Origin of the sequence: Peptoniphilus asaccharolyticus DSM 20463 (assembly GCF_900176115.1) — a bacterium.
GTDB lineage: Bacteria > Bacillota > Clostridia > Tissierellales > Peptoniphilaceae > Peptoniphilus > Peptoniphilus asaccharolyticus.
In genome coordinates, this window is the sequence record NZ_FWWR01000009.1 from 107,449 (window position 1) to 123,064 (window position 15,616).

The window sequence follows — 15,616 nt, forward strand, 5'->3', positions numbered from 1 at the left end:
TTTTTAATCGAAAAATAATTTTGAAAAAATTTTAAAAATGAATAGTAACTTTTGCTCCTTATTTCTATATATATAGTGTAAGGAGGTGATAACATGGCAAAAGAAACTTTAAGAAGCGCAAAGCTAAGACTTGAGTTTAACGTCGGTTTAGGCGAAGATGGCAAGGCAAAGATAAAGTCTAAGACATTATCTAAGCTAAACAAAGATGCCGACGTCGATGCGATAAAGAGCACAGCCGGAAAGATAGGTAAGCTTTTATCAACACCGATTGTAAAAACTTATAAGATTACAGAGTCAGAAATCACAGAATAACAATTAGAGAAAGACTAACTATTAAAAGTCAAGAGGTGAAACAAAGAAAATATAAGTAATGATATTGATAAAAACTGAATAAAAATAAGCATGAAAAAGTACCCTAAAGTTTAAGATTAAAAATAGGGTTAGCAAAGTTTTTTCCTTTTAAATAGTAATTTTCTCAAAAGAACCTGTAAATGATAAAGGCTATGCCCGAGCAAAGCTCGTCATTTACAGAACCTTTTTCAAAAATTAATTCATAATTAAGCAAAAACTAACTTTGTTGTTGATATGGTTCATTTTTAGTTAAAACAGCAAAAATAGTATGACAAAGCTTTCTAGCAACAGCGTTTGTAGCAACTAAATGATGTTTGCCTTCACTGATTTTCTTCTGATAATAATCAGAAAAAACTGGGTCACAAAATTCAGCTCTAAGAGCGGATTGAAAAAGAGCACGCCTTAAGTAAGGAGAACCTCTTTTACTCATATGATTGTAAGTAGATTCATATTCTCCAGACTGAGAAACACTAGCATCCAAACCAGCATAAGCGACAAGCTTAGAAGGATTAGAAAATCTTTTAATATCTCCAATCTCACCTAATATAGTAGCAGCATTAACAGAACCAATACCAGGAATGGTATTAATTGGAGAATTGAGTTTTTCAAGTAAAATTTCAATTTCTTTTTCAACATCTAAAACTTGATTTTGAATAAAAGAAATTTGCCCTATAAGCATTTTAATTTGAAGTCTAAAAGAATCCATGCAGAAATTAATGCCAAAAGATTTAGAAGCTTTCTTAGAAAGTTCTTCAAGTTTTCTAGAAGCATACTTCTTTCGAGAAACATTGTCTAAAAAATATTGTAAATCTTCAGAACTGATATCTTCAAAGTCTAAAGGAGTAGAGAAATTTGAAAGAATTTCTTTAGAAGTCTTACCAAAAATATTGCTAAAAGAAGAAGCATATTCAGGGAAAACTTGGTCTAAAAGAGCAATAGTCTTTCTTTTAAGATCACCAATTGATGATACAAGATAAGATCTGAATCTAGAAAGATTTCTCAAAGACAAATAGTCCTCATTAGAAAGAGAAGTTTCAACAAAATCACCATAGCGAAGAAGATCGGCTATTAAAAGAGAATCAATAATATCAGTTTTTCTCTTTCTGATTTCGATACCTTGTCTCCAACCATCAGTTTGGATTGGATTGATAACACGAACAGTAAAGTTTTTTTGGGCAAGATATGAGTATAGAGATAACCAATAATGACCAGTAGCCTCCATGCCAATTTCAAGTTCATTTTTGAAAGCTTCTAGTTTAAGGATTAAACTCTCAGCACCATAAATGGAATTTGAAAAAGAAAAAGCTTTAAAAATAACTTTTTTCTTATCATCAACTAATGAAGCAACATGAGTATTTTTACCAATATCAATACCTAAATAAAACATTTGAAACCTCACAAAAAAGTATTTTAGATAGACACCTCAAAATCTAATAACGTTACTGCCTTATGCTAAATACGAAGTACCCTAAGAGGGTCAACATCTAACTTATTCGTAAACAGTTAAAAGATTAGAGGACTCACTCTTTCAATTACGAGATTAAATCTCAAGGAGAAAACGAGTACACTCTATCTAATAACAATATTATACAGCAAACCTGAATAATATTTAGTCGATAAAGGATTATAGGTTACCTTTAACAACCTAAATACATTATATAAGGAGAAAATTATGCAGAAAAAAACTTTAGAACTTGTCTTTAAAGACAAAGGCGGAAAAACTTTGAGTATGAGTTTTGATAACCCAAAGGAAAATATTGATAAGTCAGATCTTCTTGATTTGGAATCAACTATTAGAGACGCAAAAGTCTTTAATGGACCTGAGGGGGATTTGGTTGGCTTCGGAAGAGCATACACCAAAGAGGTTATAGAAACAGACCTTTTACAAGGTTGATTTCTAATACATAGTCATTTGACAAACCCGTAGGGGACGCACGAACGAATGTGAGGCCGTCCCGCCGTAGCCACAGCCAAACGAAATCCAAAATTGTTGTTGAAATATTGGTGGTGGAAATTTGTTAATAGAATATAAGAATTTCAAGAAAACGAAAGGTGACAAATACATCCGTAGGGGGCACGAACGAATGTGAGGCCGTCCCGCCGTAGCCAAAACCAAACGAAATCCAAAACCATTTACGAAACATTGGTGGTGGAATAAATTTGAATTGGAATTATTTTATAAAAATTTCAAAAAAACAAATTCTTTTTAAAACCTTTAATTTCAAAATTCGAGGGAGGGCTAAGGGCGTTGCGATTCTCCCTCACGCCCTCCCTCGAGCTCCCTCCCCCTACACCCTCAAAACGCTTTTAGGGAAAATGTAGAAAAGTCTAAGACTTTTCACGATTTTTATGGTGTACGAATAAATATGATGTTTAATATTGTAGGGGACGCACGAACGAATGTGAGGCCGTCCCGCCGTACCCCGAACCATACGAAATTCAAAACCGTTTACGAAACATTGGTGGTGAAATTTATAACCAAAAAATCATTTGGAAATCACAAACTGCATTATCCACGAATTGTCGCGGGCGGGCTTCGCTACGCTCTTGCCGCCCCTACAATTTATTGCCACCATGGGTTGTGTCCTCTACGGAACATAATCAAAAATATAATTCATTGGAAACATGGGTATAAAAATATAAACATTTACACAGAAAGGAAGTGAAAATTGTGGATGAAATAATGGCTCAAATATCAAATGTTGGGTTTCCTATTGCCATAACATTTTATTTATTGTTCAGAATTGAATCTAAATTAAGTGATTTAACGAACAGTATAAATGAACTAAGCAGCAGTATTGGAAACTTAAATTCAAAATCATAATGTTTACATAAAAGGGGTGTTTGTATGGAAAATCTACCAAAGAGAAAGCGAATCCGTTTGGATGGTTATGATTATTCTTCAAATGGTCTTTATTTTATAACTATATGTGCGGATAAGAAACAAAAACTTTTTGGGGATATGAATTTTACGGATAGACCAAATGTAATTTTGAATTCCGTGGGGATGGCAATTGATAATATTTTAAAAGATATGTCTGATGTTGAAGTGTATATTGTGATGCCAAATCATGTGCATTTTATATTGGAAATTTCAAATGGTGGCGTGTCTGTTCCGCAGTTTGTGCGAAAGTTAAAGTCTGATGTGAGTCGAATTGCTGGCAAGTCGGTTTGGCAGAGATCGTATTATGACAGGGTAATAAGGGACGAAAAGGAGCATTGTAACATTTATGAATACATAGAGAACAATGCATTCACATGGGACAGGGATGTTTATTATGTGTAAGAAATATAGGGCGATAAATAAAATTGTAGGGGACGCACGAACGGATGTGAGGCCGTCCCGTGTAACCCAAACCAAACGAAATTCAAAATCGTTGTTGAAACATTGGTATTGAAATTTATAACCAAAAAATATTTTAAAAATTATGTATTTCATTATCCACAAACTGTCGCGGGCGGGCTTCGCTACGCTCTTGCCGCCCCTACAATTTATTTCCCACGGGTAATTACAATGCGAAAACTGATTTTAAAACAAAATTGCAAAGGTTATAAAACCTTTTTATTTTTGACAAAAAAGAACATACGTACTATAATGGTTATAGAACAAACGTTCTAATTAAATAGCAAAAGGAGGTTAGCTATGAATATAAATTATTTAATTGAGAATGCGAGGAATGATGAAACCAAGATTGAGTTGTTGGATGCTCTTAATCCATTGATTATATCTTCGATAAGGAGATATTGTCCGATTAGGGAAGAGTTTGAAGATTTGTTACAGGACGGACGAGTGATTGTGCTGGAGTGTATTGAAACTTACAAATCTGACAGGGGACATTTTTTAAATTATGTGAAGAATTATTTGAAATTTTTCTATTTGGATACTTTGAAGTACTTAGTGAAGCATGAGAGTAAGGTTACGTTTTTGGAGCCGGATTTTGATGTTGAGGATGATTATGGGATGGAAGATGATGTTTTGTATAGGGAGATGAAGATTGAGCTATACGTGGCGATTAAGAAGTTGAGTGATAGGCAGAGGGAAGTATTAGTGCTTTATTATTTGATAATTTATCATAACAAGTGCAACATAAATAAACTCATAGCTAATCAGCTGTGTTAATATGTAAGTGACCAAACAAAACATATTAAAAGGAGTGATTAACTATGAGCTATAACCATCTTACCATAGAAGAAAGATCTTGTATTTACCAATTTTTAAATTTAGGAATGAGTATAAGGAAAATTGCACAAGCACTTAAAAGGTCACCTAGTACAATATCTAGAGAAATTAAAAGAAATTCATCTAAGATAAAAGTTAGTAGGGGAAGTTACACTAAGTACTTTCCGATAAAGGCAAATGATAAATATATTGATAGAAGAAAAGACTGCCATAGAAAAAGTAAATTTTCTAAAGATGTTATTGATTATTTAACTGTAAAGATTAACGAACATTGGTCCCCTGAACAAATATCAAATAGAAACACAAATGAGATTCATGAATTACCATCTACATCAACGATATATAGAATGATACACGCCAAAAAGCTGCCAAAAACTAGTATGAAAAATTTGAGAAGAAAAGCTAAATTTAAAAGGCCAGCAGAAAAAAGAGGAAAATTCAATGATAAAGGTAGAACAATTAAGAAAAGACCTAAAGAGATATACAGAAGGCAAGAATTAGGCCACTGGGAAGCAGATACAGTGGAATCAGGCAGATTAGATCATAAAAGGAAAAGTAGATGTTGTTTCGTAACTTTAGCAGAAAGAAAATCTAGATATTATATAGCAATCCTAGTTGAAAATAGAAAGTCGGAAAGCGTAACACCAGCAATAATAAATGCATTAAAAGATTATCCAAAAGAATTAGTAAAAACAATAACCTTTGATAGAGGTAAAGAATTTTCAGAATTTGAGAAAATAGAAAAAGAATTAGGATGCAAAACTTATTTTTGTGATCCCTATTGTGCATGGCAAAAAGGTACAAATGAAAATAGTAACGGACTTTTGAGGGAGTTTTATCCTAAGGGTATGGATTTATCAGAAGTGAATATTGATGAATTAAATTATAACTTAAGTTTAATGAATAATAGACCTAGAAAATGTATAAAATATAAAACACCTAAAGAAGAACTTTTTGGTCTCTTACCATAGGTGTTGCATTTGATTTGACAATTCGTCATTTCAAAAGAAAAAGTCATTCTGAAATAGCTGACCAACTTGGCATTAAGGTTAGGACTGTAATAAATACGAAAGTGGCTGCGATTAAGTTAGTTAGAAAGGAATTGGAGGGAAAGTTATATGTTGATTGACAAGAGACCGATTAAGTACAATTTTTCAAAACGTGGTATGCAAAGGCCAGTGTTTATTGTAGTGCATGATACGGGGAATACGTCTGTAGGGGCGGATGCGATTGCGCATTATAAATATTTTGGCAGGGGTGATAGGCAGGCTTCGGCTCATTATTTTGTGGACGAGAAGGGTGCTGTTGAGATTATAGAGGTTACGAATGCGGCATGGCATTGTGGCGACGGGCGAGGTAGGTTCGGGATAACTAATTCGAATTCTATTGGTGTGGAGCTTTGTGTGAATCAAGGGAATGATTGGGAAAAGACCAAGCAAAATGGGATTGAGTTGATAAAGTTTTTGATGGATGCGTATGGGATTCCATGGGAGCGTGTGGTTAGGCATTATGATGCGTCGAAAAAAGTTTGTCCGGCGAGAATGAGCGGGAACAATTGGAAAGAATGGTGGGAGTTTAGGGAGATGTTGAGGTATTAGTTTATTTTTGAATATATAAGTTTTTAGGGCTGTTTTCAGCCTGTTTTTTTTATTTGGGGATGTTGTTTGGATATTGGTGGTGGAAAATAAACCCGTAGGGGACGCACGAACGGATGTGAGGCCGTCCCGCCGTAGCCAGAGCCAAACGAAAGCCAAAGACGTTGTTGAAACATTGGTGGTGAAATTTGTTAATAGAATATAAGAATTTCAAAAAAACGAAAGGTGGCAAATACATCCGTAGGGGGCACGAACGGATGTGAGGCCGTCCCGCCGTAGCCACAGCCATACGAAATTCAAAATTGTTTACGAAACATTGGTGGTGGAAATTTATAACCAAAAAATATTTTAAAAATTATGTATTTCATTATCCACAAACTGTCGCGGGCGGGCTTCGCTACGCTCTTGCCGCCCTACAAACGGGCGGGCTTCGCTACGCTCTTGCCGCCCTACAAACGGGCGGGCTTCGCTACGCTCTTGCCGCCCCTACAAACGGGCGGGCTTCGCTACGCTCTTGCCGCCCCTACAAACGGGCGGGCTTCGCTATGCTCATGCATCCCCTACGGCGGCAATAGGTGCAAACTTAATTTTGACAAGTGTTGTGGCAGTGCTACTAAGTTTGATATTTAATATTTGCAGAAAATTAAAAATTTTAGAGGATTAAAACAAACTCCAACTTGGTGTCTATAGTGGGCACTTAGTTGGAGTTTTTAATTTAATTTATTTGAACACGTCTTTGTTTTCGAGTTTTTCGATTTCTTTTTCTGAATAGCCCAAATTTTTTAGAACGTTTAGATTATCTTTTCCAATTTCATATCCAACGTGGTCATATCTATTTTTTGAAACAGAAAATTTTATAGGGTTTGCAAATTGTCTGTAAGATTTATCGCCATCTTTTAATTCCACAACCATCTCTCGAGCAGCTACTTGTGGGCTTGTGAAAGCTTCTTCGTAGCTTAAAACAGGTTCGACACAGCAATCGTATTTAGAAAAAATTTCAATCCACTCAGCTTGTGTTTTAGTTTTAAAAATGGACTTCAAATTATTTTTTATTTCAGTGTTTTGTGTGAAAGCACCTTCTTTTAATAAATCCGGCAAATTCAAAATTTCACAGAAACTATTTAAAAATTTAGGTTCAAGGGAAGCTACGCTCATATATTTATCGTCGCTTGTCTGGTAGAAATCGTAGATATTACCGCCGTTAAATATTTCTTCTTCTCGCTTAGGCTCTTCGGAAGTTGAGAGGTAGTTAATGCCGTTTAAAGTGTTGAGTGGAATTAGTGCATCTAACATGGATATATCCACGTGTTGTCCAACTCCTGTCACATTTCTATAGTTTACGGCAGCCAGCAGACCTATTATACTGTGCAGAGCGCCACCGGCTAAGTCTCCAATTTGTGTGTTTATTAAACTTGGACCGGTTGATTTTCTACCGCTTGAGTTCATAATTCCGCTAAGGGATAAGAAATTTATGTCGTGTCCGGCTCTGTTTTTCATAGGGCCTGTCTGACCGTAGCTTGAAATTGAAACGTAAATTAGTTTTGGATTTATTTCTTTTAGAGTTTCGTAAGATAGTCCAAGCTTTTCCATTACACCAGGTCTAAACTGTTCAACCAAAATATCGTATTCTAAAATTAATTTCTTTATAATTTCTATGGCTTCAGGTGTCTTTAAGTTTAGACTCATAGATTTTTTATTTCGACCAAGCCACATTAAATTTGCAGTCTTACCATTTTCTGCTCTGTATCCTGATTCTAAAACCAAGTCATATTTGGATTTAGATGCTATTTTTAAGACTTCAGCTCCCATATCAGCAAGCATTAGAGTTGCGTAAGGGCCAGGTAGTAGAGTTGAAAAGTCTAAAATTTTTAAATTTGAAAGAGAATTTTCCATCATAACCTCCTAAGTTGCAATGCTTAATAAGATTATAACAGAAAATTTCAAAACTGACAGAACGTATGTTTACATTTATGTTAGCAAATGATATAATTTCAGAAAAAGAGGTGAGTAGATGGAACTTAAAGATAAATTAGAAATTTTAACGGATGCGGCGAAATATGATGTGAGTTGTTCTTCGAGTGGTTCGGATAGAAAAAATAATAAAGGTCTTGGCAATGGACATATATCCGGAATTTGCCATTCTTGGAGTGAGGACGGCAGATGTATTTCGCTGCTTAAAATTCTACTTACAAACAAATGTATTTATAATTGCGAATACTGTATAAACAGAAGAGACAACGACGTTTTGAGGGCGGAGTTCACACCGAGGGAAGTTGCTGATTTAACAATAAATTTTTATAAGAGAAACTACATAGAGGGTTTGTTTTTGTCTTCGGGCATTGTTGGAAGTCCGGACAAGACTATGGAAAAGCTTATAGAGATAGCTAGGATTTTAAGACAAGAGTATAATTTTAACGGCTATATTCACATGAAGGGAATCCCCGGAGCGAGTGAAGAGCTTATAAGGGAGTTGGGGCTTTTAATAGACAGAATAAGCATAAATATTGAGTTGCCAAGTGAAAAGTCTTTGGCGCTATTAGCACCTCAAAAAAATTATGAAAAGATTTTTAAACCTATGGATGATATAAAAAACAATCTTTTACAGAATATAGAAGAGAGGAAAAAGTTTAGAAAAGCACCTAAATTTGTGCCCGCGGGTCAGACTACGCAGATGATAATAGGGGCGACAGGTGAAAATGACTTGGCAATTATAAACAGAGCAGAGGCTTTATACGGAGCTTTTGACATGAAGAGAGTTTATTATTCGGGTTATGTGCCTGTGGTGGATTCAAAATATACAAAGGGGATAGAAAAAGTTCCGCTATTAAGGGAGCATAGAATTTACCAAGCGGATTGGCTACTTCGATTTTACGGTTTTAAGGCGAACGAGATTTTAAATAATGATAATCCATTTTTTGATTTGCGAATAGATCCAAAGGCAAATTGGGCGATAGAGAACATAGAGCTTTTTCCAATTGAGATAAATAGAGCGACTTATGAAGAACTTATGAGAATACCTGGTTTTGGTCGAAACTATGCTTTGAGAATAATAAAGGCGAGGAAGTTTGCAGCACTTAAGTATGATGATTTGAGAAGTTTAAAAATCTCAACTAAGCGAGCGATAAATTTTATAACAGTGGGCGGAGTATATAGAGGAAAGAATTTTTCAACTAAAGAGTCTTTAAAAGACTTTATGGGACAGAGGGATCCGGATTCTGTAGAACAGTTAAAGATGTGGTGATATGAAATATATATACGATGGGAGTTTTGAGGGGCTTTTTACGGCTATTTTTGAAGCGTATTCAGTTATAGAAAATGTAAATTTTTCAACTGAGTCAGAACAGGTTAATTTTTTTGAAGACATCCATACAAGAACAGACTTAGAAAAATATGAACGAGTGAAGAAATCAATAATAGAGAAATTTTCAAAGAGATTTTTTAATGAATTAGTTATAATTTACCATTCGGATAATTTAAAGAAGGCGGATGTGATAGCAAAGTGCGTTAAGGGCGTGTATGTGCACGGGATAAAATACTTAAATTCAGTTAATGAAGAGGCGGTACTCTATAGAAAGATACTAAAAAATTTTGGTTCGGAAAATCATGACTATAAAGGGCTACTTAGATTTAGAGAGATTCAAGATGGATTTTTATTCGCAGAGTTCACACCACACAATGATATTTTAAAATTTATAACTCCACATTTTTTGAGGAGAATGCCAAATGAAAAATTTGTAATCTATGATGTAAGAAGAAATACAGCTGCTTTTTGTGTGGAGGGAAAGTGTGAATTTATGGAAGTTGAACAGATAGCAGCGGAGGATAGTGAGCGAGAGAAATTTTTTAAAAGTGCATGGCAGAAATTTTATTCCACAGTGGGTATAGATGAAAGAAGGAACACAAAGCTTATGGTTTCAAATATGCCAAAGAAGTATTGGAAGTATCTTCCTGAAAAGGGAATTAGAAAAGAGTGATAGAAATGGGTAAATGTAACGGATATGAAGTGGTAGATTATCTATATGGCTATATAACTAAAAATTATAGTGGAGCAGTGTTAGTTGAAGAAAATAGTTTGGATTTGCCAAATTTTTTGCAAAATGAATTTAAACAACCAAATAAAAATTGCTCTATAGTGTCTATAACTAGGGTCATAAGCTATTATCAAGATTATTTTTCAAACATAAGCGAGCAAGAAATATTCGACCAAGTTTTTACTATTGCAAAAAGCTATGGATTTAGCGACGCAATCGGAACTTTGCCGGTTAAAATAGACGATATAATGAAAGATTATTTTAGATTTTACGGAATAAAGATAAAGGCAAAGGGGAAATATTTTTCAAATTTCTACAATCCTGTAAAAAGTGAAATAGATAAGGGTAGACCACTGCTTATGAATATAGCTTTTGGAGAGTATCATAACCATACGGTGACAATCACAGGATATAAAATTTTTAAATTTAAAGGTATGAATATAAAGTTTATAGAAGTTATAGATGGATGGAGAAAAACAAAAACATATATAGATTATAATATTTTCTCTCATAGTTTACTCTCTGCGGGAGTTTGTTCATACAACACTTTGGAAATTTTAAAAAAATAATAAAAAAGTTTTAAAAAAGTAAATTCATGTTAATTTTTTAATTGACAAAAGTAATAAATTAAAGTAGAATTTATCTTAAATAGAGGAAAGCGTTATCGAAGAATCTATTTCAATTTAATAATATAATTTATATAAGCTTATAATTTGGTTAAGCGTTTCTATCGACTACCTAATAGTCCGACTATAAATTATAAAAGCATTGTTATGCCTGTATCTCTGTAGTTTTGCAATGCTTTTTAATTTGTAATGGATTTTTGAGTAGTTTTTTTATTGCTAAAATTTAACAAACTCACGATTAACAGTCAGTCCTCTATAAAAATAGTTATATTTTAGGAGGTAAAGTTATGGAACGAAAACAACAGGGGTTTTTTGAGAGATTTTTTGAGCTTTCAAAGTACAACACAAACGTAAAGACAGAAGTTTTAGCAGGTATAACCACATTTATAACGATAGCTTACATACTTATAATTATACCTATGACAGTTTCTGAGCCTTTGCGTATAATTGGTCAAGATGCTTATGCAACAAAAGTATCAAATGGTGTGTTTATAGCGACATGTATAGGGGCATTTATAGGTACATTTTTAGTGGCGGTCTACGCAAGGCTTCCATTTGCCCAAGCACCCGGCATGGGATTAAGTGCCTTTTTTGCATATACTGTAATGTTAGTTATGGGATACACTTATTCACAAGCTTTAGTAATAGTATTCTTATCAGGTGCAATCTTTATAGTGATTACAGCCATAGGACTTAGAGAGGCTATAATAAGAGCCATACCAAGCTGTATAAAAGATGCCATGACACCTGGGATAGGTCTTTTTATCGCCATAATAGGTTTGAAAAGTGCTAATATTGTAGTAGATAATCCGGCAACATTAGTAAGTATGATAGACTTCTCACAATGGCAAAATCCGGAGTTTGATACACAATTAATAATGAGCGCAACAGTTGCACTAATAGGCCTTATAGTAATAGGTGTGTTAAATGCAAAAAAAGTAAAGGGAGCTATCTTAATAGGAATAGTTGTAGCGACGCTTATAGGGATACCATTGGGAGTTACAAAATTTGACGCTTTTGATTTGAACTTGGCTACAAAGTTCCATGACTTTTATGAAGTATCACTTTTCAATTTAGATTTTGCAGGACTTTTTGGTGGGGAAAATTTAGTTCACAACATATTTATAGTATTTATGTTGGTAATAAGTTTTTCATTGGTTAACATGTTTGACTCTTTGGGAACTCTACTTGGAGCTGCTAAGCAAGCCAACATGATGGATGAAAAAGGCGAAGTTATAAGAATGAAACAAGCTCTTATGTCAGATGCCATTTCAACTCTTACAGGAGCTTTGGTTGGGGCGCCAACTGTAACAACTCTTGTAGAATCAAGTGCGGGAATAGCAGAAGGAGGACGTACAGGTCTAACAGCACTTACAACATCTATGCTATTTATAGCAGCAATAATTTGTGCGCCATTTGTAAGTATAATTCCTGCAGCAGCAACAGCACCGGCTTTGATATATGTAGGTGTATTGATGTTGGCGAATGTAAAAGACGTAGACTTTAGTGATATTACAAATGCTATTCCAGCATTTATAACAATAACATTTATGCCATTCACATATTCAATTGCAAATGGTATAGCAATGGGCTTGATAAGTTTCTGTCTATTAAAATTATTTACAGGAAAGACAAAAGAAATTAAAACTTTAACAGCAGTAGTTTCAATTATATTTGCACTACGTTATGTGTTAATTTCATTGGGTTAAAAAAAGTTTATAATGGAGGATGTTTATGAGAGCATCTTTTATAATAAAGGGAGATATTTGTTATAGCAAAGATCTCGAAAATTTGATAACAAAAGAAGATAGCTATTTAATATGTTTGGATGGAGTTTCAAAAGGAGTATTTGATCACATTCCGGAAGAATATAGATATTTAAAAGTTTATGACTATAGTGGAAAGATTGTAATGCCAGGTCTTGTTGACTTACACGTCCATGCTCCACAATACCATTTTAGAGGACTTGGTATGGATTTGGAGTTGTTGGACTGGCTAAACACATACACATTTCCACACGAGGCAAAATATGCAGATATTGAATATGCAAAAGAAACATACTCTAAATTTGTGGGAGAATTGGAAAAAAGCGCAACAACAAGAGCTGTTGTTTTTGCCACACTCCACGTTCCAAGCACAATTTTATTGATGAATATGCTTGAAGAATCGGGCTTGGTTTCATACGTTGGAAAAGTTAATATGGATAGAAATTCCATACCGGAGTTGCAAGAGCAAAGTGCGGCTGAAAGTGCAGAGAGCACAATAAAATGGTTAGATGAAATCAAATCTAAATTCAAAAACACCTATCCGATAATAACTCCTAGATTTACTCCGTCATGTACGGATGAGTTGATGGAAAAATTGGGAGATATAACAAGAGAATATAAACTTCCTGTTCAATCACACCTATCAGAAAATCAAGGTGAGATAGCTTGGGTTAGAGAACTTTGTCCAGACACAAAATGCTACGGAGAGTCTTATGACAGATATGGAATATTTGGAAGAGAAGTCCCTACTATAATGGCTCACTGTGTATGGTCGGATGAGTATGAGAGAAATCTTTTAAAGGACAGGGGCGTATATATTGCACATTGTCCGGATTCGAATATGAATTTGGCATCAGGAATAGCACCAATAAGAAGATATCTAACAGAAGGTCAGAGAGTTGGTCTTGGAAGTGATGTTGCAGGCGGAGCATATCTTTCAATGTTTAGACAGATGACAGATGCAATTCAAGTTTCTAAACTATTCTGGAGACTGGTAGATGAAGAGTCAAAACCATTGAGAGTTGAAGAAGTATTTTATCTTGGAACTTTAGGTGGTGGAGAATTCTTCGGGAAAGTTGGTTCGTTTGAAGATGGATACGAATTTGATGCTGTAGTAATAGACGATGCAGAATATAGAACAGAAGATTTGAACTTGCACCAAAGATTAGAGAGAACAATATACTTGTCAGCTAACAAAGATATAGCACACAAATTTATAAGAGGAAATCAAATATTTTAATTATTAAGGGGACGCATAGGCGTCCCTTTTAAAATGGAATAAAATTCCACTCTCTTAAAAGTTAAAAATTAAGTGGAACTATATTTGATTCAAAAGAATTATGTTAAAATATTTTAGATTTTGACAAAAAATTATTTAAGAAATAACAAGTAATAAATTTGAATGAATATTAAATAAGGGAGGATTTATGAAGAAATTTAAAGGTTTGATTGAAAATAGAAAGCAAAATAAAGTTTATAGATATTCCATAAGAAGACTATCAATTGGGGTTGTTTCATGTGTGTTGGAGCATTTGTATTGTTTGGAACTACAAGTTTAATGGTTGAGAATAATACTGTTTATGCAAAAGAAATGAACAAAACAGAAAATAGTAAAGTGCAAAACTTTGATAATAAAAAAAGTGCGAATTTTGATGTGTACCCATAAAACTGGACACAATATTTAATTAATTATTAGTGGATGCTAACCTATATTTTGTAGGTGGCATCCATTTTGTTTTTGATTGAATCCTTTCGTTGTTGTAATAGTAAATATATTCCTCTATTGCTTTTGAAAATTCTTCAAAAGAGCTATAACTCTTTTCATAACCATAATAAATTTCATTTTTTAATCTTCCAAAGAATGTCTCCATTATGGAGTTATCATAGCAATTACCTTTTCTTGACATTGATTGTCTTATGCCATGTTTTTTAAGCTCATTTACATAATATTCATGTTGGTATTGCCAACCTTGATCTGAATGTAGTATTAAGTTATCTAGTTTTGGAAATTTGTTAAATGCTTTTTTCAACATATTTGATATCTGATTTAAGTTAGGACTTAAGGATAGGTCGTAAGAGATTATCTCATTGGTATACATATCAAGTATTGGAGATATGTAGCATTTACCCCAAGAGAATTTAAATTCTGACACATCTGTGGTCCATTTTTGTAGAGGTTTATCTGCCTTGAAATATCTATTTATTATATTATTAGCTACTTTACCTACCTTCCCCTTATATGAGTGATATTTTTCCTTAGATCTTTTTCCAAATAGTTTTAGCTCATGCATTATTCTTTGAACTCTTTTATGATTTATGATATAACCTTGATTTATCAACTCCATATATACTCTTCTTACTCCATATCTTCCTTTGTGGAAGTTAAATATTTGAGTTATTTTATCTGCAATGTGACTATTCTTAATCTTTATCTTATCAACTTTATTTATTTCAAAATAGTATGTTGATCTTGGCATATCAATAGCTTTTAAAAGATATTTTAGTCTGTATCCTTCTTCTTTGAGTTCTTTGATAATCGCTGCTTTTTCGCCTTGAGTTGCGCAGCGTAACGTTCTTCTCTCAAGGCGATCTCTTTTTTTATTATTTCGTTTTCTGCTTTTATATATTCATTTTCTGCTCTAAGTTTTATTAGTTCTTCTCTTTCAGATTCATTAAGTTCTTTTGCTTTATGGATATTTTTATTTTTCATACTTGTATTTTTAGATTTACGACCTCTCTTTTTATTTACAAGACCATTATATCCATAATTTTTATACTTGTTAACCCATGAATAAAGCTGTCCATGATTAATTCCATATTCAACTGCTATAGATGTTATGGAATTTCCAGCTAACACTTTAGATACCATTTCTAATTTCTCATCAGGTGTCCAATTGATATTATTTCCATGTTTTAAAATTTCTGGTCCATGAAGTTCTTCTAACCTAACCCATATTCTAATTGAATCATGAAAGTTTTTTTCGTTGGTCCCTTCAGGTGTATCAGGCCATTTACCATCTCTATACAATTGCACGCTTTCTTTTTTGATTTCATAACTATATTTCAT

Annotated in this window: 18 protein-coding genes and 1 riboswitch; of the genes, 14 read left to right on the forward strand and 4 right to left on the reverse strand. The window is 33.7% G+C overall.

Annotation, left to right across the window (positions count from 1 at the left end; all coding sequences use genetic code 11):
* The first annotated feature begins 93 nt into the window (after positions 1-93).
* Positions 94-312: a DUF1659 domain-containing protein gene (locus B8869_RS01115; protein ID WP_084229930.1), complete on the forward strand. Its 219-nt coding sequence runs from the start codon at positions 94-96 to the stop codon at positions 310-312.
* Positions 313-568: 256 nt separating this feature from the next.
* Here the strand turns inward: B8869_RS01115 and B8869_RS01120 are convergent, their stop codons facing one another.
* Positions 569-1,738: an IS110 family RNA-guided transposase gene (locus B8869_RS01120; RefSeq protein WP_084229931.1), complete on the reverse strand. Its 1,170-nt coding sequence runs from the start codon at positions 1,736-1,738 to the stop codon at positions 569-571.
* A 285-nt stretch (positions 1,739-2,023) separates the two neighbouring features.
* Here B8869_RS01120 and B8869_RS01125 point away from each other — a divergent pair, with 285 nt between their 5' ends.
* The 7 genes from B8869_RS01125 (at position 2,024) to B8869_RS01150 (ending at position 6,129) form a co-directional block, all read left to right on the forward strand.
* Positions 2,024-2,245 (forward strand): DUF2922 domain-containing protein, encoded by a 222-nt coding sequence (locus B8869_RS01125; RefSeq protein WP_084229932.1) that lies wholly within the window; start codon positions 2,024-2,026, stop codon positions 2,243-2,245.
* 777 nt (positions 2,246-3,022) lie between these two features.
* Complete coding sequence (locus tag B8869_RS01130) at positions 3,023-3,175, forward strand: YvrJ family protein (protein ID WP_084229933.1); 153 nt, start codon at positions 3,023-3,025, stop codon at positions 3,173-3,175.
* A gap of 24 nt (positions 3,176-3,199) precedes the next feature.
* A complete protein-coding gene (locus tag B8869_RS01135; RefSeq protein ID WP_234989709.1) occupies positions 3,200-3,637 on the forward strand; it encodes a transposase in 438 nt (145 codons plus the stop codon).
* 357 nt (positions 3,638-3,994) lie between these two features.
* Positions 3,995-4,471 carry an RNA polymerase sigma factor gene (locus B8869_RS01140; RefSeq protein WP_084229934.1) on the forward strand — a complete coding sequence of 159 codons (477 nt, stop codon included), beginning with the start codon at positions 3,995-3,997 and terminating at the stop codon, positions 4,469-4,471.
* Between the two features lie 44 nt (positions 4,472-4,515).
* Positions 4,516-5,502, forward strand: coding sequence for an IS30 family transposase (locus tag B8869_RS01145; RefSeq protein ID WP_084229742.1), 987 nt, complete (start codon positions 4,516-4,518; stop codon positions 5,500-5,502).
* A 14-nt stretch (positions 5,503-5,516) separates the two neighbouring features.
* Complete coding sequence (locus tag B8869_RS11550) at positions 5,517-5,660, forward strand: sigma-70 family RNA polymerase sigma factor (protein WP_159445219.1); 144 nt, start codon at positions 5,517-5,519, stop codon at positions 5,658-5,660.
* On the forward strand, positions 5,650-6,129 hold the full coding sequence (locus tag B8869_RS01150) for a peptidoglycan recognition protein family protein (protein ID WP_084229935.1): 480 nt from the start codon (positions 5,650-5,652) through the stop codon (positions 6,127-6,129). The genes B8869_RS11550 and B8869_RS01150 overlap by 11 nt, the downstream gene beginning before the upstream one ends.
* 717 nt (positions 6,130-6,846) lie before the next feature.
* On the opposite strand, the gene B8869_RS01155 is transcribed toward B8869_RS01150, so the two are convergent.
* Positions 6,847-8,019, reverse strand: coding sequence for a CaiB/BaiF CoA transferase family protein (locus B8869_RS01155; RefSeq protein WP_200805935.1), 1,173 nt, complete (start codon positions 8,017-8,019; stop codon positions 6,847-6,849).
* A 118-nt stretch (positions 8,020-8,137) separates the two neighbouring features.
* On the opposite strand from B8869_RS01155, the gene B8869_RS01160 reads away from it, so the two are divergent.
* The 6 genes from B8869_RS01160 (at position 8,138) to B8869_RS01185 (ending at position 14,108) form a co-directional block, all read left to right on the forward strand.
* A complete protein-coding gene (locus B8869_RS01160) occupies positions 8,138-9,367 on the forward strand; it encodes a putative DNA modification/repair radical SAM protein (RefSeq protein WP_084229937.1) in 1,230 nt (409 codons plus the stop codon).
* Position 9,368: 1 nt separating this feature from the next.
* Positions 9,369-10,100 (forward strand): TIGR03915 family putative DNA repair protein, encoded by a 732-nt coding sequence (locus B8869_RS01165; protein ID WP_084229938.1) that lies wholly within the window; start codon positions 9,369-9,371, stop codon positions 10,098-10,100.
* Between the two features lie 5 nt (positions 10,101-10,105).
* Complete coding sequence (locus tag B8869_RS01170) at positions 10,106-10,726, forward strand: C39 family peptidase (protein WP_084229939.1); 621 nt, start codon at positions 10,106-10,108, stop codon at positions 10,724-10,726.
* Between the two features lie 107 nt (positions 10,727-10,833).
* A riboswitch (purine riboswitch) is annotated at positions 10,834-10,930 on the forward strand.
* A gap of 140 nt (positions 10,931-11,070) precedes the next feature.
* Complete coding sequence (locus B8869_RS01175; protein ID WP_084229940.1) at positions 11,071-12,492, forward strand: NCS2 family permease; 1,422 nt, start codon at positions 11,071-11,073, stop codon at positions 12,490-12,492.
* A 25-nt stretch (positions 12,493-12,517) separates the two neighbouring features.
* Positions 12,518-13,789: an amidohydrolase family protein gene (locus B8869_RS01180; RefSeq protein WP_084229941.1), complete on the forward strand. Its 1,272-nt coding sequence runs from the start codon at positions 12,518-12,520 to the stop codon at positions 13,787-13,789.
* Between the two features lie 187 nt (positions 13,790-13,976).
* Complete coding sequence (locus tag B8869_RS01185) at positions 13,977-14,108, forward strand: YSIRK-type signal peptide-containing protein (RefSeq protein WP_084229942.1); 132 nt, start codon at positions 13,977-13,979, stop codon at positions 14,106-14,108.
* A 126-nt stretch (positions 14,109-14,234) separates the two neighbouring features.
* Here B8869_RS01185 and B8869_RS01190 read toward each other — a convergent pair whose 3' ends face one another.
* Positions 14,235-15,086 carry an IS3 family transposase gene (locus B8869_RS01190; RefSeq protein ID WP_159445251.1) on the reverse strand — a complete coding sequence of 284 codons (852 nt, stop codon included), beginning with the start codon at positions 15,084-15,086 and terminating at the stop codon, positions 14,235-14,237.
* Complete coding sequence (locus B8869_RS01195; protein ID WP_084229944.1) at positions 15,050-15,616, reverse strand: helix-turn-helix domain-containing protein; 567 nt, start codon at positions 15,614-15,616, stop codon at positions 15,050-15,052. The genes B8869_RS01190 and B8869_RS01195 overlap by 37 nt, the downstream gene beginning before the upstream one ends.

What these genes read in the sequence shown, in the direction of transcription:
- B8869_RS01115 (WP_084229930.1), top strand. Translation starts at nt 94, where the DNA reads ATGGCAAAAGAAACTTTAAGAAGCGCAAAGCTAAGACTTGAGTTTAAC.
- B8869_RS01120 (WP_084229931.1), bottom strand. Translation starts at nt 1,738, where the DNA reads ATGTTTTATTTAGGTATTGATATTGGTAAAAATACTCATGTTGCTTCA.
- B8869_RS01125 (WP_084229932.1), top strand. Translation starts at nt 2,024, where the DNA reads ATGCAGAAAAAAACTTTAGAACTTGTCTTTAAAGACAAAGGCGGAAAA.
- B8869_RS01135 (WP_234989709.1), top strand. Translation starts at nt 3,200, where the DNA reads ATGGAAAATCTACCAAAGAGAAAGCGAATCCGTTTGGATGGTTATGAT.
- B8869_RS01140 (WP_084229934.1), top strand. Translation starts at nt 3,995, where the DNA reads ATGAATATAAATTATTTAATTGAGAATGCGAGGAATGATGAAACCAAG.
- B8869_RS01145 (WP_084229742.1), top strand. Translation starts at nt 4,516, where the DNA reads ATGAGCTATAACCATCTTACCATAGAAGAAAGATCTTGTATTTACCAA.
- B8869_RS01150 (WP_084229935.1), top strand. Translation starts at nt 5,650, where the DNA reads ATGTTGATTGACAAGAGACCGATTAAGTACAATTTTTCAAAACGTGGT.
- B8869_RS01155 (WP_200805935.1), bottom strand. Translation starts at nt 8,019, where the DNA reads ATGGAAAATTCTCTTTCAAATTTAAAAATTTTAGACTTTTCAACTCTA.
- B8869_RS01160 (WP_084229937.1), top strand. Translation starts at nt 8,138, where the DNA reads ATGGAACTTAAAGATAAATTAGAAATTTTAACGGATGCGGCGAAATAT.
- B8869_RS01165 (WP_084229938.1), top strand. Translation starts at nt 9,369, where the DNA reads ATGAAATATATATACGATGGGAGTTTTGAGGGGCTTTTTACGGCTATT.
- B8869_RS01170 (WP_084229939.1), top strand. Translation starts at nt 10,106, where the DNA reads ATGGGTAAATGTAACGGATATGAAGTGGTAGATTATCTATATGGCTAT.
- B8869_RS01175 (WP_084229940.1), top strand. Translation starts at nt 11,071, where the DNA reads ATGGAACGAAAACAACAGGGGTTTTTTGAGAGATTTTTTGAGCTTTCA.
- B8869_RS01180 (WP_084229941.1), top strand. Translation starts at nt 12,518, where the DNA reads ATGAGAGCATCTTTTATAATAAAGGGAGATATTTGTTATAGCAAAGAT.
- B8869_RS01185 (WP_084229942.1), top strand. Translation starts at nt 13,977, where the DNA reads ATGAAGAAATTTAAAGGTTTGATTGAAAATAGAAAGCAAAATAAAGTT.
- B8869_RS01195 (WP_084229944.1), bottom strand. Translation starts at nt 15,616, where the DNA reads ATGAAATATAGTTATGAAATCAAAAAAGAAAGCGTGCAATTGTATAGA.